Raw genomic sequence first — 25,173 nt, forward strand, 5'->3', positions numbered from 1 at the left:
TAAACCGCCCATTCAGCGGCCCCCCGCCCGGCCCCCTCCAGGCAGCGCCCGGCTCCCGGCCCGCGCACGATGCGAGGGAGGCCCGCCGCCCGGCGGGCCTCCCGGATCAGAAACAGAGAACGAGGCCCGCCACCCTCCACCGGCGGCCCCCACGGTCTGCGCTCTCGGGAGGACCTGCCATGACCGCCAGTCTGGAGCAGCTGCGCCGCTGTCACTTCGCCGTCGACCTGGGGGCGGCCCGGACCCGCGTCTACGTCAAGGGCGCCGGCCTCGTCGTCGACCAGCCGTCCGTAGCCGCCGTGAACACCAGGACCGGCGCGCTCATCGCGGTCGGCGAGTTCGCCGAGAAGATGACCGGCCGCACCCCGCACTACATCCGCGTCGTACGGCCCGTCTCCGGCGGCACCGTCGTCGACATCGAGATGGCGCAGCGCATGCTCCGGCACCTGCTCGGCGACAAGGTCCGCCGCACCCTGCGCCGCAAGCCCTTCCTGCGCGCGGCGGCCTGCACCCCGCACGACGCCGACCCGCTGGCCCAGCGGGCGGCCATCGAGACCCTCGTGGGGCTCGGCGCCCGGCGCGTGGAGCTGGTGGACACGCTGATCGCCGCCGCCGTGGGGTGCGGGCTGCCCGTCGAGCGGCCCGAGGCCACCATGATCATGGTGTGCGGGGCCGCCGCCACGCAGGTCGCCGTGCTGTCGCTGGGGTCGATCGTGACCGCCGAGCGCATCCCGGTCGGCGGTGAGGCCGTCGATCACGCGATCGTCCAGCACCTGCGCCACGAGCACGAGTTGATGCTTCCGAGCCAGTCCGTACGGCCCCTGCAGCTGGCCCTGTCCGGCAACGGGCTCACTCTCCAGGGCCCCGCCTCCACCGAGATCCACGGCCGCGACGTCGCCACCGGCCTCGCCCGGTCCGTGCAGGTCGACACCGCCGCCGTCCGGGACGCCATCGAGACGCCGCTGACGGCCGTGCTCGACGGCATCGGACGGGTGCTGCGGGACTGCCCGCCCGACCTGGTGGCCGACCTCGCCGACCGCGGGATCATGATGGTCGGCGGCAGCGCCCTGCTGCCGGGCCTCGACCAGATGCTGCGCGCGGCCACCGGCATGCCGGTGGCCATCGCCGAACGCCCCGACGTGTGCGCCGTCCAGGGCCTCGGCTACATGCTGGAGGGCCGGATCGAGCCCCTCGTGCTGGACCCGCTGGCCACCTGAGCGGCACGGTCGCGCGACCGGCGCCCGGTACGCCCAGGACAGGCGCCGCCGCGGAGGTCAGCGGGCGAACCAGCAGCGGACCGTGGTTCCTTCGGGGCCGGTGTGCACGCGGACGAGGTCGGAGACGAGGTTGACCAGGAGCAGGCCGCGGCCGCCGCGCTGCTCGCGCGGTGCGGGCCGGCGCCCGGCGAGCGGGTCGACGAGATGGCCCTTGTCGCACACCTCGCTCACCACGTACCCGTCCTCGGCCCACACCCGGACCGTGCCCGTGCCACCGCCGTGCACCACGCTGTTCGTGGCCAGCTCGGCCGTGACCAGGGCCAGGTCCTGGACCCGGGCGGGCGCGAGGCCGAGCCGGGCGCCCTCGTCGGTGACGAGGTGCCGGGTCTCGCTGAGGGACTCCGCGTCGAAGCGCACCGCGGGGACGTCGGGGGCGGGCGGCAGGGGCTCGTTGTAGCGGGCGATGAGCGCCTCGGGGGCGTAGGCGCTGCTCTCCTCCGCCGCCCGCGATCCGCCGCGCAGCAGCGTGGGGTGGGTGACGTACGCGTCGGCGATGACCTCCGGGGGCAGGGCCCGGGTGTCGTAGGGGCAGAGGATGGTCGCCTCCCGGCCCCGGAACGCCGCGTTGATCAGCGCCTCGTGCTGGACGCAGGCGGGGTACTCGGCGGGGGTGCGGCCGGCCCAGACCGGCTCGCCGACGATGTGGACGCGCGTGCCGGGCGCCTGGGTGTCGGCGAAGGCCCGCAGCACGCCGGGGATGATCCGGCCGGGGTTGCGCCCGACCTCACGCATGTCGAGGAACCGTACGGCGTCGGCGTCGGTGCCCAGTTCGTCGCGGATCAGCCGGAGGTTCTCGGCGGGCACGGCCACGGCGACGGGCTCGCCGGCCGTGAGCGCGGCGCGCACGAAGGGGACGGTGCCGGCCAGGTACTCCCGCTCGTCGCCGTAGAGGAGCGCGGGGTGGACGAAGGGGTCCTGCTCGGTGGTCGCGGTGCTCATGACGACGGCACCTCGATCGTCGGGATGCCGGGCCAGAACAGATCCAGCAGACGGCGCAGACTGATGGGGGGTTGCTGAAGCACGATCCTCCTGCCCTCGTCCAGTGACTGCGCCGCGGCGGCGAGCGCGTCGGTGCCGGCGACGTCGACGAAGGTGAGCGCGGACAGCTCCAGCCGGTACACGGGCCGCGAGTCGCGCGCGGCACGCGACAACGCACCCTCCCACTGGGACAGGGTAGCGAGTCCGACCTCGCCGCCGACCCTGAGGCCGGCTCCGTCCGGCAGCGGGAGCACCGTGAGCCGCGGTGCGGGGGCAGGCCCGGGCGGTACCCGGTACGGGACGTCCACAACCTTCTCCCCTCTTCTCGCGGCCGCTCGATGGACCCCGGTGTCGTCGGTTCACGTACCCGTGGGACGGGAGGCCATTCCCGGCGGCGGACGGTGTGTAGTCCGTGACACTACGGGCAGGCGCATGGTCAGCACCGCCGGGTCCTCGCGGGGCCGGTACGGGAGACCCGCGCCCGGCGGCCGGTGACTCAACGTCGTGACGACTGTCGGGAGCAGCGAGGCTGACATGACCTCAGCGGTACACACACCTCTCGGGGGGAAGCCGAACACCCTGGTCATCGACGCGAGGGTGGAAGAGGAGCTGGCCGTGCTCACCCCGCGCGGCGAACTCGTCCACGGCTGTACGGACGTGCTGTCCGAGGCGCTGGAAGGGCTGCCGGCGCACGTGGGCCGAGTGGAACTGGACATGACCGAGGTGGTCTTCATGGACACGGCGGGGCTGCAGTTCCTGGAGCGGCTCGGCGCCTTCGGCCGTCGGCGGGCGGTTCCGGTGCGGTCCAGGCACTGGAACGGCCAGCCGCGCCGGATCCTGGAGCTCGCCGGTCTGAACCCCGACGCCCCCCTGCGGCACGCGGCCCACCCGGTGGAGGGGGAACCCGAGTCGCCGGGCGCCTCCGCGGTCGCCCGGGAGCGCGCGGAGCAGCTGCGGGAGCTGCGCACGGAGGTCGAGCAGCTGAAGCAGGCGATCGCCTCACGTCCGGTCATCGACCAGGCCCGCGGGGTGCTGATGGCCGTGCACGCCTGCACCTCCGAGCAGGCGTGGGAGATCCTGCGCGAGACCTCGCAGCGCTCCAACATCAAGCTGCGCGCGGTCGCCGCGGCGGTCACGGCCGGCGCGGAGCCGGACGGCCCCGCGCCTTCCGAGGAACTGCGCCGGGCCCTGCGCACGGCGGTCTCGCACCACCTGCACTGACGACAGGGCCCATGACGTCAGTACGGCAGGATCCGCCCCGACGGCGTCCTGCGGTCGACGGGGGTGTCGCGGGGCTGGCTCGGGCGGCGGCTGACGCGGACGCGTATCCGGTGGTTCATGACGACCTCCTCGGGTCTCTCGGTCCCTCTGGCCGACGTGAACCAGCCTGGTCCGCGCACCGCCCCGGCACATCGTGCCGACGAAGGCACCTGCCCTGCCTCTCCAGCGGGACCCGGCCGGGCGCCCGCTACTCCCCGGGGAGGAGGGTGACCCCAAGATCCCCCCGACGTCGCACCGATAAACGATCGTTTTCGGCCACGCCCCAAGTGACCTGGCCGAATCGGCTCAGTCCGAGGGAGGACAGGGCGGTGGTCCAGTCGGACGCGACCGCTTCTCGAGCGCTTGGGAGACCAACCGGAAACGAAGGAGCGCGCGTTCAGTGCGCGGCGAACTGCACGCGGGTCGGCTGTACGACGTTCGGCTTCACGGCGATCCCGTCCACCGTCAGCCGCTCACCGTAGATGTCGGTGATCCGGACGGCCCCGCCGCATCCGCTCCCCTTCTCGGAGAGGAAGTAGTTGTACGAGGTGCGCGGCAGCGCCAGCCAGCGGTTCCCGGTCCGCAGCTCCAGCCGCGCCACCGGGTTGCGGTGCCCGAGCACCTGGATCCCGCACCAGTACTGACTGGACCCGGTCTTGTAGCGCACCGAGAGCGTGCCGGCGGCGGCGGGGCTCACCAGTTCCCAGGAGACGGCGATCCGCCCTGTCGAGGGCGCGGCGAGCCTGGCGAAGGCCTGCACGCTGAGGTCGAGCTGTCCGACCGCGCAGTCCCCCGGGCACTCGTTGACGATCCGGACCGTGACGGAGGCACCGCTCGCGGCGCGGACCCGGACGTACGCGCCGCACGCCTTGGACGTCTCGTAGTCGGCGGTGTTCATCGCCGCGATCATCATGTCCGCGCTCGGACCGAACGAGCAGGCGCCGTTGCCGTCCGCGGCGTCGTAGTGCGTGGCGACGCCCTGGCGGGTGGTGCCGGGGACGATCCGCCCGGCCAGTGACGCCGACGCCGGAACGGCGCGCGGCGCCCCGGTCGGCGAACTCGAGGCCCGCGCCGAGGCGGTGGACGCTGTGGCCGACGGCGTGGCGGTACGGGCCTTGGGCGACGGGAAGGCCGACTTCCGCGCGGACGGCGTCGGCGACGGGCTCGCCTGCTCGGCACCCGCGACGGCCGTGGCCGCCGTATGCCCGGTGGCGGCGGCCGCGCCGCCGCCGTCCGGCCGGAACGCGACCACCAGGGCCACGACGAGCGCCGCGGCCGCCACGGCGACGACGGACACGAGAGCCGTACGCCGGTCACGGGGCCGGCGGTGCGGAGTACGGGACGCCACGGGCGAGGTCCTTACCTGGTTCGGTGACGGGAACGTCGCCCCTGGGTCGCCGCCGGTGCCGGAAAGGTTGCCGCCGTTTTCAGGACAGCGCGCTTCCCGCCCGCCAGGTCGCCCAGTCGACGTTCCAGTCCCCGTAGCCGTTGCCCTCGGCGACGGTGTCCTTGGAGTGGACGACGGTGACGGGATCACCGAGGTGGACGTGCCCGAAGAACCACCGCGCGTCGCTCGTGCTCATGCCCACACAGCCGTGACTGCCGTTGACCCGGCCGAACTTGCCCGCGTTCCACGGCGCCGCGTGCACGAACGTGCCCGACGGGGTCAGCCGCACCGCCCACTTCACCGAACCGAGGTTGTACGCCTCCGGGCCGAAGATGCCCACGGTCCGGGAGTTCATCCGGATGCTGGGGACCTTCTCCAGGACGACCATGGTGCCGTTCCAGGTCTCGTAGCCGGGCTTGCCGCTGGAGACCGGAAGGGTGCGCAGCACCTTCCCGTCCTCCTTGACCGTCATGGTCTTGCGGTTCGTGTCGACGGTGCCGACGACCGCGTGGCCGACGCGGAAGCGGACGACGCGCTGCTGGGTGCCGTACACCCCGCCGCCCGCGTCGACGCCGCTCAGGGCCATCCGCAGGGTGACCTCGGTGCCGGACGCCCAGAACTTCCGGGGCCGGTAGTCGACGCGGTCCCTGCCGCTGTGGTCCTTCACCCAGCTCCAGGCCCCGTCGACGTGCGGGCTGGTGGCGACCGAGAGCCTGCGCTCCACGGCCGCCCTGTCCCGGACGGGCTTGTTGAAGACGACGGACACCGGCATGCCGACGCCGACGGTGGCGCCCTTCTCCGGGCTGTACTCGCCGACGAACGTGCCGCGCGCCCGCGCGGTGCCGATGGTGGTCCGCCGCGTCACCGTCCTTCCGTCCGCGCCCTTGGCCCGGGCGACCACGGTGTACTTGGTCGCCGGGGCCAGCAGGGCGGACGAGGTCCAGGTGTGTCCGTCCGCCGACAGCGATCCGCCGAACTCGTCGGTGTCCGGGGCGCTCACCCGTATGTCCAGGAGCCTGCCGCCGGAGGAGTGGACGGTCACCTTGTCACCGGGCGAGGCGGCCGCGCCACCGGTCCCCGGCTTCACCGTGATGACGGAGGCCGGGCTCTTCGTGGCCTGCTTCCCGTCGCTCTTGCCGCCCCCGCCGCCGTCACAGGCGGTCAGGAGCAGCGCGGCGAGGCCCAGGGCGGCCGTCACTCTCCTCGCCGACCGGCCGACACCCGGAAGGTCCGTTCCTCGCGGTCGTCGTGCCCGGCGCACCTGCATGAGTCCCTCCTCGTCGAACTCTCCTCCACGCTACGCGGGACGAGTGCCACGCCGGGGCCGGGGAATGTGTCGTCGCCGCACGCTTTCAGCGGCTCACCGTCGCGTGGTGGCCGGGGGCCTGCCCGGGGTGCCCTCGGCGCGCAGCGGGCTGTGGCCGGGTCCGGGCCGGCCCCCGGCCTCGGTGGTCCTCCTCGGGTGGTGCCGGGGTACGACGTCCTGCGGGAAGGTCAGCTGGGCGTTCATCCACTTCAGGGCGGCGGGCATCTCCCGTACCCAGGTGGGGAAGTTGTGGCTGCCGTTCTCGGGCAGGATCGAGGCGACCCGCATCGGCGCCTTGACGGCCCTGATGAACGCCTGGGTCTCGGCGTAACCCTTCTCGCCGTGCTTGCTGTTGGCGACCAGAACCGAGACCTGGGGGGCGGGCAGGTTCGCGAGCCGCCACATCAGGTCGTGGCCGTCGACCCGGGCCTGGCGGCCCAGACCGCTGCCGAAGAGGTTGCCGGTCGTGGGGTCGTCCTTGACCTTGTAGTCGGGCGACAGAGCGGCTGCCGTGGTGTAGACGTGCGGATTGCGCATCGTGAGCTGGAGGGCGCAGCTGGCGCCGGAGGAGTACCCCATGACACCCCAGGCGCTGGCGTCGTGGCCGGCCCGGTAGACGGACCGGACGGCCTCCGGCAGGTCCTTGGCCAGGAACGTCTCGGTCTGCGGCCCGCCGGGCACGTCCACGCACTCGGTGTCGCGCGGCGGGGCGATCGTGGGCCGGATCATCACCATGATCGTCGGCTGCATCTGGCCCTTGCTCTGCAGCTCGCCCGCGGTCTGCGAGACCCGCAGGTGCTGCGCGAGGTTGAAGATGCTGCCCGGGTAGCCGCTCAGCGCGACGATCACCGGGAAGCGCATACGGTGGTAGGCCTTCTGGAAGTACTGCGGCGGCAGATAGACGAAGGCCGGGTCGACGACGCCGGTGCGCTTGCCGATGATCTTCACGGACTCCACCCGGCCGACGGCGGCGGCCGGCCCCTTGGGCAGTCCGCTGACCCGGCTCAGCTGCTCGTTGCCGGCCGGCTGCACGAGCGAGCCGTGCACGCTGCTTATGCCGTTGACCGAGCCGTCGCCGTTCTGGTCGGCCGCCTGCGTCACGCCCACGGGGGCGGTGTCGACGTTGCCGAACAGTTCTCCCCAGGAGCCGAAGAACTGGTACGAGGAGTTCACCCCGCAGGCGAAAGCGGCGACGATCGTCACCTGCGTCACACCGATGGCGCACAGCCGCCCCAGCACCTGCCACACCCCCGGTTTGGCGAGCCGCGGCCACAGCCAGACCAGCAGCGCCACAGACAGGGCTGCCAGCGCCACCATCGCGTATACGGTCGTTCGACTGGTCAAACCCATGTCACTCAGTCCCTGAGATCCCTGCCCGTGCACCTGTCCTGCACAGGAGGAGGGCTGAAGAGCCTTCCGCGTTCCGTAACGAGAGCTTTGGGCGGAAGACATGGCCTGTTCCGCTATGTCACGCGGCAGGAAAACACCGGGCCCGAAACGGGCGCTCCTCAGCCGGGCGGTGCGTAGAGGGCCTCGATGTCGGCGGCGAACTTGGCCGTCACGTATCCGCGCCGCACCTTCTGCGAGGGCGTCAGCTCCTCCCCCACGGCGAACCCTCGGCTCAGGATGCGGAATCGCCTGATGGACTCGGCCGCCGACACCGTCCGGTTGGCCTCGTCCACCGCGGCCTGGACGGCCGACCTGAGCTCCGGGTCGTCGCGCAGCTCCGCGACGCCGCCCGCCCACGAGCGGTCGTGTTCACGCCCCCACCAGGTGAGGAACTCGGGGTCCAGCGTGATGAGGGCACCGATGTAGGGCCGCCGGTCGCCGACGAGCACACACTGGTCGATCAGCCAGTGGGCCCGGAGCCGGTCCTCCAGCGGGGCGGGCGCCACGTTCTTGCCGACGGCCGTGACGATGAGGTCCTTCTTGCGGCCGGTGACGGTCAGATACCCGTCGTCCAGCTCCCCGACGTCACCGGTGCGGAACCAGCCGTCCTCGTCGAACGCCTCGGCGGTGGCCTCTTCGTCGTGCAGATAGCCGCCGAAGACGTTCGGCCCCTTCACCAGCACCTCGCCTGCGGGACCGATGCGGACCGCACAGCCGGGAAGCGGACGGCCCACGCTGCCGACGCGCTGGGCGGTCGGCAGGTTGAGGGTCACCCCGGAGGCGGTCTCGGTCAGCCCCCAGCCCTCCAGCACGGTGACTCCGGCACCCCGCATGAAGTGCCCGAGACCGGCCCCCAGTGGTGCGCCGCCGCTGCACGCGTAGGCGACCCGGCCGCCCAGCGCCGCCCGCAGCTTCCCGAAGACCAGCCGGTCGAACACCCGGCGCCTGACCCGCAGCCACAGGCCCGGACCGCCCTGGTCCAGCGCCTCGCTGTAGGCCACGGCCGTGGCCTCGGCGGCCCGGAACATCCTCGCGTGCCCGCCCGCCACCGCCGTGCGCTGAGCGGTGTTGCGCAGCTTCTCGAAGATCCGGGGCACGGCCAGCAACAACGTGGGCCGGTAGGTCCGCAGCTCGGTGGTGAGGTTCTCGAGGTCACTGGTGTGCGCGACCTGCGCGCCGTTGTGCACGGCGGCCAGCGCGACGACCCGGGCCAGGACGTGGGCCGGCGGCAGGAACACCAGGAGCGTGGTGCGGTCGGTCAGGACGTTCTCCGTGATCCTGTCGGCGGCGGCGACGTTGCGCACCTCGGCGACCAGATTGCCGTGACTGATCAGGCAGCCCCTGGGCCTGCCGGTCGTACCGGAGGTGTAGACGACGGTCGCCAACTCGGCGGCGCCGACCGCGCGCCGCCGCCGCTCGACCAGTTCGCGGGGCACCGGCCGGCCCAGCTCGAGGAGACGCCCGAGCCCGCCGTCCAGGCGCCACACCTCGCCCACCGAGTCCACCCCGGCGGCGGTGACGACGCGGGCGCGCTCCTCGCCCTCGACGAACACGGCCCTGGCGCCGCTGTCGCGCAGGATCCACTCGACCTGCGCCGGGGACGAGGTCTCGTACACGGGCACGCTGACCGCCCCCGCGGTCCAGATCGCGAAGTCGCACAGCATCCACTCGTAGCGCGAGCCCGACATCAGGGCGATCCGGTCGCCCGGCGCGATCCCGGCCGCCATCAGCCCCGCGGCCAGCGCCATGACCTCGTCGGCGAACTCCCTGGACGTGACCGTCCGCCAGCCGCCGTCGACCTTGCGGGCGAACGCCTCGTGGTCCGGGCGGTGCAGGGCGTTGTCGACGATGTCGTCGGTCGCGTTCGCCCGAGGCGACGTCACGTACTTGGCCGGGGTGTACCACGTTCCCGCGTGCGATGGCTCCTCCATGCCACCATGGTCGCGCTCCGCCGGGCCCCGGTAAGGGGACCAACAGCACCGCGTCAGGGCCCACCGGCCCAGGACGGGGCGGAGACGGGCATCCCACGATGGGGGCACGATGAGTCTTCAGCTCCGCCCCGACGACGTACCCGCGGGCTATCCGTCCGCGTACGAGCGCGAACTGCGGCTGTGTGACGGCCGACGCGTCGTGATCCGGCCGATCGTGCCGTCCGACGCGCCGGATCTGGCGGCGGCGATCCGCTCGGCGGACGCCGAGACGCTGCACCGCCGCTTCCTGGGCGGCCCGCCGCGCCTCACGCCGGACCTGCTGAACCGGCTGACCAGGCTGGACTACGTGCGCCGGTTCGCCCTCGTCGCGGCGGAAGCCGCCTCCGGCCAGGGCATCGCCATCGCGCGTTACGAACGTCTGGCCGACGGCGTCGCGGAGGTCACCGTGGCGGTGGACCCGGCCTGGCGGCGCGTCGGACTGGCGACCGCCCTGGTCGAGTTGCTGGCCCAGGCGGCGCTGGAACGGCACATCCACAGCTTCAGCGCCTCCTACCTCGCCGAGAACCGCCCGGTGGCGGCGCTGTTGTCCCTCGCCGAGCTCACCGGCCCGCAGGAGGTCGAGCTCGGACTGGCCGAGTCCGAGGTCGAGTTGGACCGCGGCAGCGTCGCCGCGGCCGTACACGCGATGGACACACAGCGGGGTTCAGCCCTTGACCGCGGAGCTGGCCACCCCCTGGACGAACCACCGCTGGAAGAACGCGAAGACGATCAGAACGGGCAGGATCAGCAGGACGCCGAAGGCCAGGACCTGTCCCCAGTCGACCGGCATCTGCCCCTGGAAGACGCTCATCTCCAGCGGCAGGGGGCGCACGGCGGGGTCGGAGACCATCAGGACGGGCCAGAGGAAGGCACCCCACTGGGTCAGGAAGGTCAGGATCGCGACCGAGGCGAACACCGGCTTCGACATCGGGACGACGATCGCGAAGAAGGTACGCCAGGGCCCCGCGCCGTCGATGCGGGCGGCCTCCTCGATGCTGGGCGGGATCGCGCGGAAGAACGTGGAGAACTGGTAGATCGAGAAGGCGTTGGCGATGAAGGGGATCGCCTGGACGTAGACGGTGTTGCGCTGCTCGTTGAACATGTAGAACAGCGGGACGGCGACCGCCTCGAACGGTACGAGCATCAGGAGCAGGACGACGGTGAAGACGGCGCCCTGGCCGCGCCAGCGCAGCCGGGTGAGGCCGTAGGCGGCCATGGAGTTGACGATCAGCCCGCCGAACACGACGACGGTGGCCAGGAGCAGTGAGATGCCCATGAAGCGCCAGAAGTAGCCGGTGGCGTCGGAGTCGAAGCTGTTGAGGACGGCCCGGTAGTTGTCGAAGGACAGGTGGGTGGGCAGGAACCCGGTCAGGCCGTTCAGGACCTGGTCGGAGGGCTTGAAGCTGCCGAGGATCAGATAGAGGACCGGCAGGACGAAGACGAACGCGAGCACGCTGAGGACGGCGTAGTCGGCGAAGCGGCGCAGGGGTGTGCGGGTCATGATCAGTCCTCGTTGCCGGGGCGGACGACGCGGCGCTGGATGAGGGTCAGGGCGACGACGATCAGGAAGAAGACGACCGTGATCGCGGCTGCCTGTCCGATGTTGTTCTGGTCGAAGGCCGTGGTCACGGCCTGGTACATCACCGTGCGGGTGGCGTCCTCGTCGAGTCCGCCGCCGTGGACGAGGACGTAGACCTGGTCGAAGACGCGGAAGGACAGCACCGAGGTGAGCATGGCGACGAACACGAGGGTGCCGCGGATGCCCGGCAGGGTGACGTGCCGGAACTGCTGCCACCGCGAGGCCCGGTCGAGTTCGGCGGCCTCGTAGAGCTCGCCGGGGATCTGCTGGAGGCCGGCGAGCAGGATGACCATCTGGAAGCCGACGCCCTGCCACACGGACAGCACGATGACCGAGGCCATGGCGGTGAGGCTGTCGCCGAGCCAGTCGAAGGCCCCCCAGTTGCCGAAACTGACCGCGTGCAGCGCCGAGTTGAGCAGGCCGTCGCCGCTGCGGGCGAGGATGAGCCGCCAGATGACCGCCACCAGGGCCATGGGGAAGACGACCGGCAGGAAGAACAGGGACCGGAAGACGCCGATGGCCTTGAGCTTGCGGTTGAGCAGGATGGCCAGCGCCAGCGCGAGACCCGTCTGCAGGGGTACGACGACCACGGCGAAGGTCAGGTTGTTCAGCAGGGCCCGCAGGAACGGGCCCGACATGTCGGGGTCGGTGAAGATGCGCCGGTACTGCTCGATGCCGAAGAAGCGCGGCGGCAGCGGCGAGCCGAGCCGCACGTTGTAGAAGGACAGGACGACGGCGTAGACGAACGGCACTGCGACGAAGGCGATCAGTCCGCCGAGAGCGGGCGCGGACATCAACAGCCCGTGCAGGGCGTCGCGGTTGGGGCGCCGGGAGCGTACGGGTTCGGGGGACGTCGGTGGTGCGCTCGGCTTCCGCCTGTCCGGTGCGGCGGGCGCGGGATTCACGATGGTCACGGTAGGGGTCCTCTTCCCGGCCGGGAGGGACGGACGCTGTCAGGGCGCGTCCGGCCCTCCCGGCTGCTGGATGCCGGCTACTGAAGCTGGTAGCCGTCGTTGTCCGAGAAGTCCTGGTCGATGGCGCGGGCGGCCTTGGCCAGCGCCGTCTTGGGGTCGGCGCCGCCGTAGACGTCGCTGAGCGCCTGGCTGAACTTGGCGGTCACCGTGGGGTATCCGGCGGTGACCGGGCGGGTCACGGCGACGCAGGACTTGGCGATGTCGCTGTCACCGCAGGGCTTGGCGAGCTGGTCGGCGAAGAGCTGGAGCGGGCCGCCCTGCTTGTACAGGCTGCTCTTGGTGAGCGCGCTCCGCGTTCCGGGAGGGGCACCGTTGGCCGTGGTCATCGCGGTGACGTTGGTGTCGTTGAGCAGGGAGTCGAGGAAGGCGCCGGCCGCCTTGCCGTTCTTGGTGTCGGCGCCGATGCCCCATGCCCAGGAGCCCTGGCCGGTCTTGGGGCCGTTGCCGAAGTCGGGCAGCGGCAGCACGACGAGGTCCTTGCCGACGGCCTTGCTGTAGGCGGGGTACATCCAGTGGCCCACCCAGCTCAGGGCGACGCGGCCCTTGGCGAAGGCGTTGCCGTCGGTGTTGGGGTCGACGTACCGCTTCCAGGACTGGAAGGTCTTCAGCGCGGAGGTCACCGCCGGGGTGTCCAGGGCGCCTTCGGCCTTGCCGTTCTTCAGCAGGGAGCCGCCGGCCGACCAGACGACGGGGGCGAAGCCGTAGGTGCCCCACTCGTTGGCGAACCCGTTGCTCTCCTGCAGGTCCAGGCTCTTGCCGTCGGAGTCCTTGGCGGCCAGCTTCTTGACGGCGTCGGTGAACTCGGCCGCCGTCCAGTCGTCGGCCAGGCCCTTGGGGTATTTGACGCCGGCCGCGTCCAGCAGCTTCTTGTTGCCGTAGACGCCGAGCCCGGAGTCGTACATGCCCAGCCCGTACTGCTTGCCGTCGATGCTGCCCTCGGCCTTGATGGCGGGGGTGGCGTTGGCCAGGGTCTTCGCGGAGACGTAGGAGTCGATCGCGGCGAGCTTCTTGTTGTAGACGAAGCTGGCCATCGTCGGGCCGTCGAACTCCATCACGTCCGGCAGCTTGGCGGCGTCGGTGGCGGTGATGGTCTTGGTGTAGTCGGTGTCGGGGATCAGCGTCAGCTTGACCTTGATCTTCTTCTGCGAGGAGTTGAACGTCTTCACCGCGTTCTGCAGGGCGGCTGCCTCGCTCGCCTGCCCCTGGTGGGCCCAGACGGTGATGGTGCCGGTGCCGCTGCCCTGTTCGGCGGAGGTGCCGGTGCCGCTGCCCCCTCCGCAGGCGGCCAGCGCGGCCAGGGGCAGGGCGAGGGCGACGGCCGTGGCGGCCGTACGGCGGAGTCTTGGGGTGCCGGGGTTCATGCTGGGTGCCTCCGGTGTGTGGTGCGGGCGAGGTTGGGTGGTGCGGAGGTGTGGGGGTTCGAGACCGCCCCGTGCCTTACGGCGACGAGGGCGACGACTCGGTCGTGAGGACCTGGCGGTGGGGCAGGTCGGTGTCGGCGCTCGGCTCCTTGACCGTGAGCGGCAGCAGGTGCCAGGCGTCGACCGTGTAGTTCAGGCGCGTGTCCGGCGCGGTGCGGGCCTGAAGGCGCCAGGGGCCGTCGCCCGTGGGGTAGAAGCGCACGGTGAGCACCTGGCCGGTGGTGGTCAGGAAGACCTCGGCGATGGAGTGGTCGACCACCACACGCAGGTCCACGGGCCGGCCGGTGGGGCAGGGCATGCGGTGGGAGCCGCGGTGGGCGCGGCCGTCGGACGAGGCGTGGTCGCGGTCGACGACCAGTTCGCCCGCGGCGGCGTCGAGGCGGATGTCGAGGTACTCGTCCGGGCCGGTGAGCAGCCGCAGGCTCGCCGCCCCGGTCGCCTCCAGCCGGGCCGTCAGGTCGAAGGCGCGGCCCACGCCACCCAGTTCGACGGATTCCTGGTGGGCCGAGCCCTCCGCGTGGAGCGTGTGCTCGCCGCGCAGGGCGAGGAGTTCGACGGCGGGCCGCTGGTGCAGCGTGCCGTCGGCGGCGACGGTGATCTCGCGGGGCAGGGTCAGGACGCCGGCCCATCCGTCCGCGACCGCCCAGCCCTCCTCGCGGGCCTCCGGGGACCAGCCCCACAGCAGCCACCGGTCGCCCGGCGCCCGCAGGAGGGCTGGGGCGTAGCAGTCCGGGCCGTGGTCCGCGAGGGCGGGCGGTCCGGCCGCGAAGACGCCGTCGCGTTCCTCGCCGGTGAGTACCGTCACGCAGCGGTCGCCGTCATGGTCGTTCCAGGCGCTGAAGATGAGCGCCCCGGGGCGTCCGGGCCGTGGCGGCAGGTACTGGGGGCATTCCCAGCCCTCGCCGGTGTGCAGGCCGGTGACGCCGACCGGCTCCTGCCGGCGGGCGTCGAAGGGACCCCGCAGGTTCCATGTCTCCAGGTCCGCCGACTCGTACAGCAGGGCCGCGCCCCGGCCGTCCGCGAGGGCGGCGCCGACCAGCATCCGCCACCGGTCGCCGTCCCGCCAGACGTACGGGTCGCGGTACATGGTGCAGTCCTCGGGCCAGTCGGGGACGAGCAGGCCGCCGCGCGGGGTGAAGGTCCGGCCGCCGTCGTGGGAGACGGCGGTGGTGACCGGCTGGTGCTGCGGCGAGCGGTCGCGGCGGTTCGCGGAGTAGAAGACGACGAGGCGGTGGCCGTCGGAGACGGCGTTGCCGGAGAAGCAGCCGTCGGCGTCCACGCCGCCGGGGGCCGGGGTGAGGGCGATCGGCAGCGGCTCCCAGCTCAGCAGGTCGGGGCTGCGGAAGTGGCCCCAGTGCATGTTCGCGTGCGTCGCGCCGTACGGGTTGTACTGGTGGAAGACGTGGTAGTGGCCGTCATGGAAGACCAGCCCGTTGGGGTCGTTGATCCAGTTCCGGGGTGGTCGCAGATGCGCGACGGGCCGGTACGGATCGCAGGGCGCGGTGGACACACGCGTGCCTTTCGGTATGTGCGGCGGAGCATGCGAGGACGGGCGGTGACCGGACGCGGCCGGCCACGATCGCCTCGTGGACTCGGTGAAGGTGGCCTCCCGCGGCGCCTGTCGAAGGCCCCGTGGCAGGGCGACGGAGGCCGGGGCCGGCGTGCGGCCGGCGGCGAGGCGCGGGAGGGGTGGTGTGCGGCGCCGACCGACGGGTCGGCGGGAGCGCGGGTCAGTACTCCGCGGCGCTGTGGTGAATCAGCCGGTCATGGCGGTGCGACGGCTCGTTGAGAATGTCGGGGGACATGTGTGTACCCTCACTGTGTTCCACGTAACTGGCAGGACCGACGACCGGTTGCGACGGTCGCCTGTCACGGTGCGAGAGCTTCGCCGTCCCGGGGTCAGAGTCGGGGCGGCGAAGCGACCGATGCCCGCGCCACCAGCGGGCAAGGCAGCTTTTCCTTCGTGTCCGGGCCCGGTGGCCGGCCCGGAGTCTTGGTGAGTGCGAGCAGTTGGGCCACGGCCCGTGCCCCCATCTCGTAGTGCGGGAGCTGAACGGTGCTCAGCTGCGGGTGGACCGACTCGCAGACCAGTTCCTGGTTGTCGAACCCGATGACGGACAGGTCTCCGGGGATGGACAGCTCCAGTTCGGCGGCGGCCCGGTAAGCCCCCGCGGCCATCCGGTCGTTGAAGCAGAACAGGGCTGTCGGGCGCTGATCCGCCGTCAGCAGGCGGCGTGCGGCCCGGTATCCGGTGTCCACGTCACCGCCGACGGTGTTGAACGGCACTGCAGTCTCGGCCGCGACCAGTGACGGGTCGTAGGCGATGCCGGCCTCGGCGAGCGCCTTGCGGTAGCCCTCCAGGCGGCCGTTGCGGGCGGGAAGGTCGACGGTCTGCACGGTCACGCCGATCCGGTGGTGACCGTGGTCGATCAGCTCGCGCACCGCCACGTAACCGCCCTGGACCTCGTCGGGCACCACGGAGGGGATGGCGGGGTCGGGCGAGCCGGCGTCGAGCAGCACGGTGGGTGTGGCCCGCAGCGCTTCCGGCAGGGTCACGATGCGGTGGTACATGGCCGCGTACAGCACGCCGTCCACCTGACGCTGGAGCAGCATGTCGATGCTGGTGCGCTCCAGTTCGGCGTCGCCGCTGGTGTTGACCAGCAGCAGCACCAGGCCCTCGGCCGCGGCGGCCTCCTGGGCCCCCAGGATCATCCGGCCCGCGTGGGGGGTGGTGGCGATCTCGTCGCTGACGAAGCCGATGGTCTGCGACCGCTGGGTCCGCAGCCCGCGGGCCAGGCCGTTGGGCGCGTATCCGAGTTCGTCGGCGGCCTTCCAGACCCGCTGACGCGTCTCCTCACTGATCCGCTTGCCCTCGACCCGGTTCAGGACGTGGGACACGGTCGCGGTCGACACACCTGCCGCCGCAGCCACGTCCTTGATCCCGATCCGGCGCGCCATTACCCCTGCCCAAAGTGGTTGATTCCGGGTTGGCTAATCGTTTAGCCAACCGTGTGGACATGAGAGTGCCGTCAGCGGGAGCGACTGTCAATGCCTCGTTACGAACTCGTGGCCACGGGGTGTCCGCACACTGAGGGCGCCCTTGCGGCACCGGAGCAGGCAGGCGCCCGGACCGCGGCACAGCCGGTACGGCCGATCGATCCCGGACAGTGATCTTCGAGAAGGGCGCCGGCTCGTCGGCGCGGTGGGCCTCGTCCGCCCAATATCTGACCCGGCATCTGACCGGCATCGGGTCCGAGGCGTTACTCGAGCCCCGCTGAGACGTTTCCCCATACACCGGGGACCTGCACTGGTGGGGCGGGTGGGACTCGAACCCACGGCCGACGGATTATGAGTCCTTTGAGGATCTCGGCGGCTCTTGCCGATCAAGGCTTATCTGTGACGTTTCAGCAGGTCAGAAAGGGCGAACTTTATCGGTGCTCCTCAGCTCTTTTCCGTCTGTTCCTGTCCTTGCGGCCTCAACGTGGCCTCAAGGGGCCGGAAACAAAGGCATCGAGGCCGATCCCGCCGGTTCGAAAGCGGACGACATGTATGACGAGAAGCATCCCCATGTAGCCGCAGTATGGCACCTGGCCACCTCACCGCCGTGCTCTGAGCGCGGGCTCCACCTCACGCATACTTGCCCAGGGCCGGGAGCATCGGGCCCAAAACAGAATGAGAACACTCTGCTCCAGGCGCATAGTGGCGGACGCGAACCTCAGCCGTGGTAGAGCACGCGGACGACGTACGTGTCGGCCCGGAGTGCGTCCAGGTAGTCGTTGAAGTAGTGGCGCCGCTCGGCGTTCCCGACGACCAGCCAGCGGCCGTCCAGGGTCAGCAGGGCGTGGGAGGGGAGGGCCTGGTCGGCGGCTGCCCGTACGTACGCTTCGACGTCACCGGTCAGGCGGGCGGCCGGGTCGCCGCCGATCAGCTCGCGGAGCTCGGGGTTGTCCCCGAGCGCCACGATGGCCGGCTGGGTGCGGTAGTCCTCCAGGGCCTGTGCCTGCGGGTAGCCCTCCGGGTCGGCGAAGTGCCTGGCCCGGAAATGGCTCGACGGCAGGGTGGGCGGGTAGGCGGCGGAGAATTCCTGCCACGCTTCGAACGTCCGCCGTGCCCGGGCGGCCGCCCGGGCACGCGGCGTTTCGAGATCCAGCAGCGCGCGTGGCCCGCCGTCGCACAGTGAAGGCGGAAGGTCGCGCGGCTCTCCGGACAGGGCCTTGGCACCCCGGATAAGGCGCGGGTCGTCCTCGTACCCCGCGACGACCGGGAACTCGATCCCTCCGCCGTCGATCTGCCAGTAGTCCCACCAGGTCTCGACGTCTGGATCGCCGACCCCGACGTCCCGGTTGTAGTCGAACGGCGCCATGGCCGCGCCGATGGCCTCGGCGACGTCCCCCGGGTCGCACGGGGGGACGCATACCGTCACTCGCTCTTTCGCCATGACCCTCTCCTCGGTCTCTTTCCGCCCCTCATGCTCACATCATCGGTGCCGGGTCACAGGAGACGAGCCAGCCGTCGCAGCCGCGCTGCCAGGAACGGGTGGCGTCCCAGATCATGTACAGGTCGCCGATGACCCCGAGACCGCCCATGAGCTTGCCGACCCGGCTGCCTCCCCCGCCCGACCTGGGCTCGGACGGCACATCGGGCACGCTGGGGGCCTTCGCGGTGACCTCGCCGGGGGTGATCCGGATGGTTCCTCCGTTGATCTTGCGGACCAGCGGCTGCACGCGTTGCGTGTCGAAAGCGCCGTCCGGCCAGATCACGCGGACGTGCTTGTTGCCGACGAACTTGTCCCGGATCGCCTCCGCCTCGGCCTGGCTCTTCGCGACGTAGACGGTGTTCTGGGTCTGGCCCTTGCCGCTGTCGCTGGTGTTCATCTTGTTGGAAACGGTGCTGGCGACGTTGTCCGCGTTGAACACCTTGGCCTTGCTCTCGTTGGCGTCCCAGGTGTCGACGGACACGATCTTGCCGTTCTTCCAGGTGACCTTGATGAAGTCAGCCGTGACACCGGCCGCGACATGGTCGCCGTTGGGGCCGTGCATCAGTCCCTTCCTGGGGATGACGCCCTTGTCGTCCTGCCACAGGTACCGGGAGCCGCTGCCGTTCGCGGAACCGTCGTAGTACTTGCCGCCGTTGCGCAGGTCATCGTTCATGTAGTCGAACGCGACCTGCTCCGAGACGTTGTTCGTCCGCTGGCCGAGCGTGTGCGGGACGCCGCGCTCGTCGTAGATTACCTGGCGGCCGCTGACCGTGCCCTGGGTGAGCGCGCGCTCCGGTGCGATCTCCGGCGGGGGTTGCGCCGCGACGGGCACTCCGTTGCGGCACACCGCCGTCCCCTCCCAGCACTCGATGGCCTGCAGACCGTCCGGGTCGCTCTTGGTGACCGGGTTGTTGCCGGCGTAGGAGTAGCCGTTGATCTGCAGCGGGTCGGACGGGTCGATGACCGGGTCGGCGGAGAGGAAGCGGCCGGTGGACTGGTCATACTCGCGGGCGCCGAGGTGGATGAGGCCGGTGCCCGTGTCGTCGATGCCGGTGCGCAGGTAGGAGCGCTTGTTCGGCCAGCTGAAGGGCTGGCTGCCGCGGGTCTCGCCGAACGGCTTGACGAAGCGGCGGGTGAGGGTCTGCCCGCTGGTCTCGTCCACCGACGTGGTGGCGGTACCGAGTTGGTCGGTGAGCAGGATGCTCAGCTTGTGGCCCGTGGTGGCGCCGTACTTGACGGAGCGGACCACGGTGGGTGCGCCGGTCTGGGCGTAGCTGCGGGAGGCGCCGACGATGTTGCCGTTGATGTCGGCGCTGACCTCGGTCTCGCCCAGGTAGAGGATGCTGCCCGCGGCGGTGTGCTCCAGCAGGCGGGTGCCCGCGCCGTCGTAGACGTACGTGGTGCGGTCGGCCGGGGTCCACTGCTGGGCGGCAGTGCCGTTGCAGGTGTAGAGCTGCAGGTCGGTGCTGTCCGCGTCGTTGGAGTTCGGTACGTCGACGCACTTGCCCGAGGCCGCGTGGTAGAGGCTCTTGTCGGAGGCGCGGACGGTGAACTTCTGGGCGCTGCTGCCGTCGCAGGTGGCCAGCAGGATCTTGGTGCCGTTCGCGGTGCCGGTGGCGCTCGCGCACTTGCCGAAGATCCGCAGGCTGTCGCTGGTGGTCTTCCACTGCTGGGCGCGGGAGTTGTTGCACCGGTAGAGCTGGACGGGGTTGCCGTCGGCGGTGGAGCCGTTGGCGTCGTCCAGGCATTTGCCGGACAGGCCGACGACCGCTCCGGCGCCGTCACCGGCGCCCTTGACCTCGGTGACCTTGTCCTCGGAGTTCCAGACGAGGCTCTGGGTGCCGCCGGGCAGCGTGCGAGTCTCGGCGTTGCCGACGGCGGTGTACGTGTAGCTCGACGCCGTGCCGGTGGAGGGGGTGACCTTGGTCAGGGTGTGCGGCTGGTTGAGGGTGCCGGCACTGGTCTGTACGCCGTAGGTGTAGGCGCTCTTGGCGTCCTTCGTCGTGTCGGCGGGGTCGTGCTCGGTGAGGCTCGCGCGGTTGCCGATCGCGTCGAAGGTGAAGGACTGCCAGTAGGCGTTGATGTCGGTGGAGACCGTGCCGGAGGCGGGCGCGGCGGCGTTCAGCGAGGCCGCCATGTCGCTGTCGGGCGCGGTGGCGTCGGTGGCGGAGTCTGGGGCCTCGGCGATGGGTCCGGCCGAGGACTGGCCGTCCTCCCGGTAGCCCCAGGCGGTGCCGTTGGCGGACTTGCACCCGGTGCCGGCCGTGCCGACGGCCACCGTGGAGGTCCAGGCGTCGACCATCTCGCCCAAGTAGTCGTAGGTGAAGCACTGGGTGTCCCAGGCGCTCGTCGACCCGGTGGTCTGCTTGCGGGCGCTGGAGGTGACGTTGCCGGCACGGTCGTAGGAGTAGTAGGAGTCCGAGATCCGGTGGGAGTCGGCGGTCTCCCGGTCCCACACGGTGCGCTGGACGCGGCCGGTGTGCTCGTCGATGAAGTTCGTCGTCCACACCCGGTAGGGCTGCGCGCCGCTGACGGTGCGCAGGGGTTCGCCGTACGGCGAGTAGGTGACGTCGGAGGTGTACCAGGTCTGGCCGGAGGTGGACTGGGCCAGGCCGTCGCTGTCGTAGCGGGTGACGACCTTCTCCTTGGCTAGGCCGCCGACGGCCGGGAGGGTCACGCTCAGGGGCTTGCCGGTGGGCGTGTAGGTGTACGCGTACTGGTAAGTGCCCGCGAGACCGCTGGTGTTGGCGTTCGCGGGGACGGTGATCTCTCGTCCGGTGGGCCGGTACTCGCTGTCGTAGCCGGTGACGGAGTCGACGTAGTCGCCCCCGGCGTCGTGCCGGATGGAGGAGGCGGGCTTGCCGGCCGCGCCGGGCAGGTCGTAGGTGAACTCCTTGACCGGCGTCGCGGTGGCCGAGCCTTCGCGGACGTAGGTGACCCGGCCGATGGCGTCGTAGTCGGTGTACGTCGCCTTCTGGTTGGCGTCGGTCGCCTTGGTCTGGCGGTCGAGGTCGTCGTACGAGAAGGAGGAGTGGCCGAGGTCGGGGTCGGTGGAGTCGACCAGCCGGCCGCGGGCGTCGTAGGTGTAGGTCCAGAGGTTGCCCTGGTGGTCCTTGACGGAGGTGCGGTTGCCGCGCGCGTCGTAGGAGTACCAGGTGGAGCGCCAGTCGGTGAGGTCCTTGTTGGTGAAGTGCTGGACCTGAGTGGGCCGGCCGAGCGCGTCGGTGGTCGTCTTGGTCGCCGGGGTGGCGCCGCCGGCCGGCTTGGCGAGCGTCCAGTTGTCGCCGTAGCTGGTGGTGTCGGAGTAGACGGCCGTGCCGCTGTGCAGCGCGGTCATCTTCACCGGGCGCTCCAGACCGTCGTACGTGGTCCGGGTCATGCTCGGCACCAGGCTGAGGCTCTTGGGCTTGAACTGGGCGGCTTCCGGCTCGCCCTTGGCGAGGTAGTCGCCAGTCTTGTCTCGGACCAGGCCGTGGTCGTCGTAGCGGGTGTCGACGATGACGCGGCCGGGGCCGTGGGCCTCGCTCTGCACCTGGAACTGGCGGCCCAGGCCGTCGTACAGGGTGATCTGCTTGGCGTAGCTTCCGTCGTCCTTGATGGTCTGCACGGTGACCGCGGTGGGCTTGGTCGAGGTGGAGGTGACGGCGGCCATCTGGTAGCCGATGATGACGTCCGGGGACTGGTCGCCGGAGGAGCGGGACGCGGACCAGCCCTTGGTCAGACGGCCCAGGGCGTCGTACTCGCTGCGGGAGACGTGGCCGTTGGTGTCGGTGACGGTCAGGGCGAGGCCGCGGCCCGGATCGTAGGTGGTGGTGCTGGTGTGGCCTTTGGGATTGATCGTCTTGATGGCGGTGACCGGTCCGCCGATGTCGGCGGGCGTGTACTGGGTCTCGGTGACGCCCTTGAGCGGGTCGGTGATCTTGCGCAGCCGGCCGAGCGGGTCGTAGCTGCGGCCGGTGACGACCGAGTAGCCGACGCCGGTGCCGTCGGGGTTGGCGGTGCTGGTGGGCAGGCCCTTGGTGGGGGTCGCGCCCCAGGCGAGGTTGTCGTAGCTGGTGCGAGTGGCGTTCATCAGCTGGGTGGCCGGGTCGGCGGTGGCCCAGCCGTCGCAGGAGGTCGCCGTCATCCGGACCTGCTTGGGAAGGCCGATGAGGTTGGCGTCCTCGTTGTTGACGTAGTCGGTGCGCGCGCAGGCGTAGTCGCTGAGCTTCTCGCCGCTGCCGTCGGGCTTGACCACGGCGGTCTGCACCTGCCACGGCAGCCCGTGATCGGTCTCGAACTCGGTCTCGGTGCGCACCTCCTGCCAGCTGGTGTCGACGATCTGGATGGCGTCGGTGCGCCGGACGCCGACCTGGAAGGCGAGCAGCGGGTCGAGTCCGCCGTCCCGGGTGCGGGAGGCCGTCTGGTGCGACCAGGGGTAGTTCAGGGTGCGCTTGAGCAGCCGGCCGCCGGTGCCGTCGTAGGCGAGGGTCTCTGCCGCCATGCCGGCGTACTGCGGGGCGTCGTCGGCGGCCAGGGTGACCGTGCCGGTGGAGTCCTTCAGCGCGCCGCCGGTGCCTCGGAAGTAGCGGGTGACGCCGTACGACTGGGTCTGCGGGACGCCGACGGTGGTGCCGCCGTTCTTGGCGCCGCGGATGGTGGCGACCTTCTGGTAGCCCCGCCAGACGCTGTAGGTGCGCAGACTCGGCTTGGTGAGCTCGTCGTCGTCCTGGCTCCAGGCGGCATCGCTGTAGGCGTACTTGGTGGTCACGCGGTCCGAGACACCGGAGATCTTGTCGATCTCGGTGACCGAGTCGACGACGTACTTGTTGAACCAGGCGAGCGGGGGCTTGGCCAGTTCCGCGTCCGGTGACCAGCGCACGGGGTAGCAGGTGCCGTGGTTGTCGGCGGGGTCGACGGACGGTTCGGTGCGGCAGCCGCCGCGGTAGACGACCTCGAAGTCGCCGCCGTTCTCGGTGGACACCGTGCCGATGCGGGGCCGGGTGAAGCCGGGACGCGGGTCGCCCTTGTAGCGGGGGACCAGGTTGGGCAGCTGCTGGTCCTTGAGGTAGCCGCCGAGCGGGTCGTCCTTGCTGACGACGTACGGCCCGAAGCTGACGCCGGACTTGGTCAGCAGGGTGCCGGTGCTGTCGCCGGGCGCGTAGCCGGTGCGGGTGATGGAGTCCAGCCACAGTCCGGGCGAGGTGTTGTACCAGTCGCGCGGGAAGGAGTGGTGGAGGGTGTAGGTGTCGACGCGGGCCAGGCCGCTGCCGCCGGGGCGGGCGGCGTAGGTGGTCACGGTGCCGAGCCGCATCCGGATCCAGAAGGACGGGAAGGCGGGGCACAGCTTGGAGTCGGACTTGCAGTTGAGGTTGCCGGGGCTGTCCCACCAGGGGCGGTAGGAGGCGGGGTTCGAGGTGTCGTCGAACTTGTCGGCGGCGCAGGAGCCGTCGGTCTCCACGCAGCGCTGCACGGCGTCGAAGACGATCTTCGCGGACGGGCTGGTGAGGCTGTCGGGGCGCATCCCGTACTCGATGGTGTCGGGGTAGCCGCCGCGAACGTACTTCTCGGGCGTCTTGAACTTCTTGTTGACGGCGTAGTAGTTGGTTGACTTGTGCCAGGTGACGACCATGGTGTTGCCGTGCACGTCGACGACCTTGTCCAGGCCCCAACTCCACGCCTGTTGCTGCTTGGTGCCGTCGCTCGCGGTGCAACGGGAGTCGGCGAAGGCGTCCTTGTGGCAGGGCTCCCCGGGGTGGTTGCCGAAGACGGGGACGGTGAAGACGGAGCCGGTGTCGGCGTGACCGCCGCCCACCTTGTTCAGGCCGTAGTAGTACTGCGTGCCGTCGGGGGTGGTGACGACCCAGTACTCGCCGTTGTTGTCGCCGTTGTCACCGCCTGTCTTCAGCTCGACCCGGGTACCGTCGTCCTTCTCCAGCCGGTAGCTGCTGGTGTCCCCGACCCGGACCAGCTGGGAGGTCTTGCCGCCGAGCGAGAGCACGGCGTTGTACGACACCCAGCACAGGTCGGACGTCTTGTACTTCTTGTCCTTGTTGTTGGGCGTGCCGGCGGCCGTGTCGTCGCGGTCGTCCTTGCAGCTGCGGTAGCGGCGCTCGATGTGCCCGGGGTCGTAGTTCCAGCCCTCGCCGATCCAGGAGGACTGGGGCGAGGAGGTGGCCGTTTTCCCGTCCACCGCCTGGGAGTTGTAGTCGAAGGAGATCTGCGGGCGGGGTCCGGCCGGCGCCGGGGGCACCTGCAGCGGGTAGGACCAGGTGAAGGCGCCGGAGGAGTCGCCCGAGGCCCACTTGCCGTCGGAGGCCAGCGGGGTGGCCTTGAAGGTGCCGGCCGGACCGGAGCCGGAGTCGACGGCGCCGATGACGGCGCTGTCACCGCTCGTGGCGGCCGGCCGGACGTAGGAGGCCCGCATGACGCCCGCGCCGGAGGTACCGGACCCGCTCGCCGCGGCCTGGCTGACGGTGCCGTCGGCGGCGGTGTCGACGGTGGCCGTCACGGTCCTGTCGTGCGGGTCGTTGACCGTGTCCAGCTCGGTGTACTGCCGGCACTCCTCGATGTCCGGGGTGGTCAGGTAGCACTCGGGGAACTGGACGAACTGCAGCCGGGAGGCCCAGTCGGCGCCGTAGAAGTTCTCGTACTTCTGGTAGCTGAGCTGGACCGAGATCGGCACCGAACCGGTGGTCGGCGCGGTCACCTTGACGAGGGTGCCGTCGAGACCCTGGGCCTCGGGGGCGGCGCGGTCGAAGACGCCGACCTGCCAGGTGCCGCTGGGCGCGGGGGCGTCGGGCGCCTGTCCCAGCTTCACCGGGAGCTGGCCTGCGGGCTTGTAGTCGGTCTGCGTGGCCGTGGCGGTATCGCCGGTGCGCAGCGCGGCCGACTGGGTGGTGGTGCCGCTGAAGTCGACCGCCGCGGTGCCGGCCGGGGCCGGGGTGGTGGTGCCGGCGGGTGCATCGGTCTGGTCGGTGGGCTGGTCCGTGCGGATGCTGTCGAGGCCGGGGTCCCGGGTGGTGCCGGTGACCGTGTCGTCCTCGGCGAGATTGAGCAGGTCGACGTCTTCACGCGGGGCGTCCGCGGTGGTGGGGTCCGGCGGCGAGGCGAACGCCTGGGCGGGCAGCAGGGCGAGGGCCACTGCCACGGCCACCGGCGCGAGCACGGCGGAAC

At 71.1% G+C, this 25,173-nt stretch carries 15 protein-coding genes and 1 pseudogene; 3 read left to right on the forward strand and 13 right to left on the reverse strand.

Translation table 11 applies throughout. The annotated features are described in order from the left end of the window. Positions 1 to 179 precede the first annotated feature (179 nt). Positions 180 to 1,217 (forward strand): rod shape-determining protein, encoded by a 1,038-nt coding sequence (locus tag FBY22_RS33810; RefSeq protein WP_142151779.1) that lies wholly within the window; start codon positions 180 to 182, stop codon positions 1,215 to 1,217. 57 nt (positions 1,218 to 1,274) lie between these two features. On the opposite strand, the gene FBY22_RS33815 is transcribed toward FBY22_RS33810, so the two are convergent. Further along, positions 1,275 to 2,216 (reverse strand): sensor histidine kinase, encoded by a 942-nt coding sequence (locus tag FBY22_RS33815; protein ID WP_142151780.1) that lies wholly within the window; start codon positions 2,214 to 2,216, stop codon positions 1,275 to 1,277. After that, positions 2,213 to 2,563 (reverse strand): STAS domain-containing protein, encoded by a 351-nt coding sequence (locus FBY22_RS33820; protein WP_260845244.1) that lies wholly within the window; start codon positions 2,561 to 2,563, stop codon positions 2,213 to 2,215. Before FBY22_RS33820 ends, FBY22_RS33815 begins: the two co-directional genes overlap by 4 nt. Positions 2,564 to 2,789: 226 nt before the next feature. Between FBY22_RS33820 and FBY22_RS33825 the strand changes: the two genes are divergently transcribed. Beyond that, positions 2,790 to 3,476 carry an ANTAR domain-containing protein gene (locus tag FBY22_RS33825; protein ID WP_174267327.1) on the forward strand — a complete coding sequence of 229 codons (687 nt, stop codon included), beginning with the start codon at positions 2,790 to 2,792 and terminating at the stop codon, positions 3,474 to 3,476. A 436-nt stretch (positions 3,477 to 3,912) separates the two neighbouring features. On the opposite strand, the gene FBY22_RS33830 is transcribed toward FBY22_RS33825, so the two are convergent. From FBY22_RS33830 to FBY22_RS33845, 4 genes are all read right to left on the reverse strand, one after another. Further along, positions 3,913 to 4,863 (reverse strand): expansin EXLX1 family cellulose-binding protein, encoded by a 951-nt coding sequence (locus FBY22_RS33830; protein ID WP_142151781.1) that lies wholly within the window; start codon positions 4,861 to 4,863, stop codon positions 3,913 to 3,915. A gap of 79 nt (positions 4,864 to 4,942) precedes the next feature. Then, the gene (locus FBY22_RS33835; RefSeq protein WP_260845245.1) at positions 4,943 to 6,100 is read right to left on the reverse strand and encodes an Ig-like domain-containing protein; all 1,158 of its coding nucleotides are present in this window, start codon (positions 6,098 to 6,100) and stop codon (positions 4,943 to 4,945) included. Positions 6,101 to 6,262: 162 nt separating this feature from the next. Beyond that, positions 6,263 to 7,558, reverse strand: coding sequence for an esterase family protein (locus FBY22_RS33840; RefSeq protein WP_142151783.1), 1,296 nt, complete (start codon positions 7,556 to 7,558; stop codon positions 6,263 to 6,265). A 158-nt stretch (positions 7,559 to 7,716) separates the two neighbouring features. Continuing rightward, entirely contained in the window at positions 7,717 to 9,528 is a 1,812-nt protein-coding gene (locus tag FBY22_RS33845) for a long-chain fatty acid--CoA ligase (protein WP_142151784.1), read from the reverse strand. Positions 9,529 to 9,637: 109 nt separating this feature from the next. On the opposite strand from FBY22_RS33845, the pseudogene FBY22_RS46095 reads away from it, so the two are divergent. Continuing rightward, positions 9,638 to 10,102 (forward strand): annotated as a pseudogene (locus FBY22_RS46095) (GNAT family N-acetyltransferase); the annotation flags it as partial. A 129-nt stretch (positions 10,103 to 10,231) separates the two neighbouring features. Here FBY22_RS46095 and FBY22_RS33855 read toward each other — a convergent pair. The 7 genes from FBY22_RS33855 to FBY22_RS33885 all read right to left on the reverse strand — a co-directional run bounded on the left by FBY22_RS33855 (position 10,232) and on the right by FBY22_RS33885 (position 25,165). Then, complete coding sequence (locus FBY22_RS33855) at positions 10,232 to 11,068, reverse strand: carbohydrate ABC transporter permease (RefSeq protein WP_142151785.1); 837 nt, start codon at positions 11,066 to 11,068, stop codon at positions 10,232 to 10,234. A gap of 2 nt (positions 11,069 to 11,070) precedes the next feature. Beyond that, a complete protein-coding gene (locus tag FBY22_RS33860; RefSeq protein ID WP_142151786.1) occupies positions 11,071 to 12,060 on the reverse strand; it encodes a carbohydrate ABC transporter permease in 990 nt (329 codons plus the stop codon). Between the two features lie 77 nt (positions 12,061 to 12,137). Then, complete coding sequence (locus FBY22_RS33865) at positions 12,138 to 13,481, reverse strand: sugar ABC transporter substrate-binding protein (RefSeq protein ID WP_142151787.1); 1,344 nt, start codon at positions 13,479 to 13,481, stop codon at positions 12,138 to 12,140. A gap of 76 nt (positions 13,482 to 13,557) precedes the next feature. Next, positions 13,558 to 15,051 carry a glycoside hydrolase family 32 protein gene (locus FBY22_RS33870; RefSeq protein WP_142151788.1) on the reverse strand — a complete coding sequence of 498 codons (1,494 nt, stop codon included), beginning with the start codon at positions 15,049 to 15,051 and terminating at the stop codon, positions 13,558 to 13,560. 389 nt (positions 15,052 to 15,440) lie between these two features. Further along, entirely contained in the window at positions 15,441 to 16,472 is a 1,032-nt protein-coding gene (locus FBY22_RS33875; protein ID WP_260845246.1) for a LacI family DNA-binding transcriptional regulator, read from the reverse strand. 784 nt (positions 16,473 to 17,256) lie between these two features. Beyond that, positions 17,257 to 17,979: a hypothetical protein gene (locus FBY22_RS33880; protein ID WP_142151790.1), complete on the reverse strand. Its 723-nt coding sequence runs from the start codon at positions 17,977 to 17,979 to the stop codon at positions 17,257 to 17,259. A gap of 34 nt (positions 17,980 to 18,013) precedes the next feature. Further along, entirely contained in the window at positions 18,014 to 25,165 is a 7,152-nt protein-coding gene (locus tag FBY22_RS33885) for a ricin-type beta-trefoil lectin domain protein (protein WP_142151791.1), read from the reverse strand. Positions 25,166 to 25,173: the final 8 nt, after the last annotated feature.

This window comes from Streptomyces sp. SLBN-31, assembly GCF_006715395.1.
GTDB lineage: Bacteria > Actinomycetota > Actinomycetes > Streptomycetales > Streptomycetaceae > Streptomyces.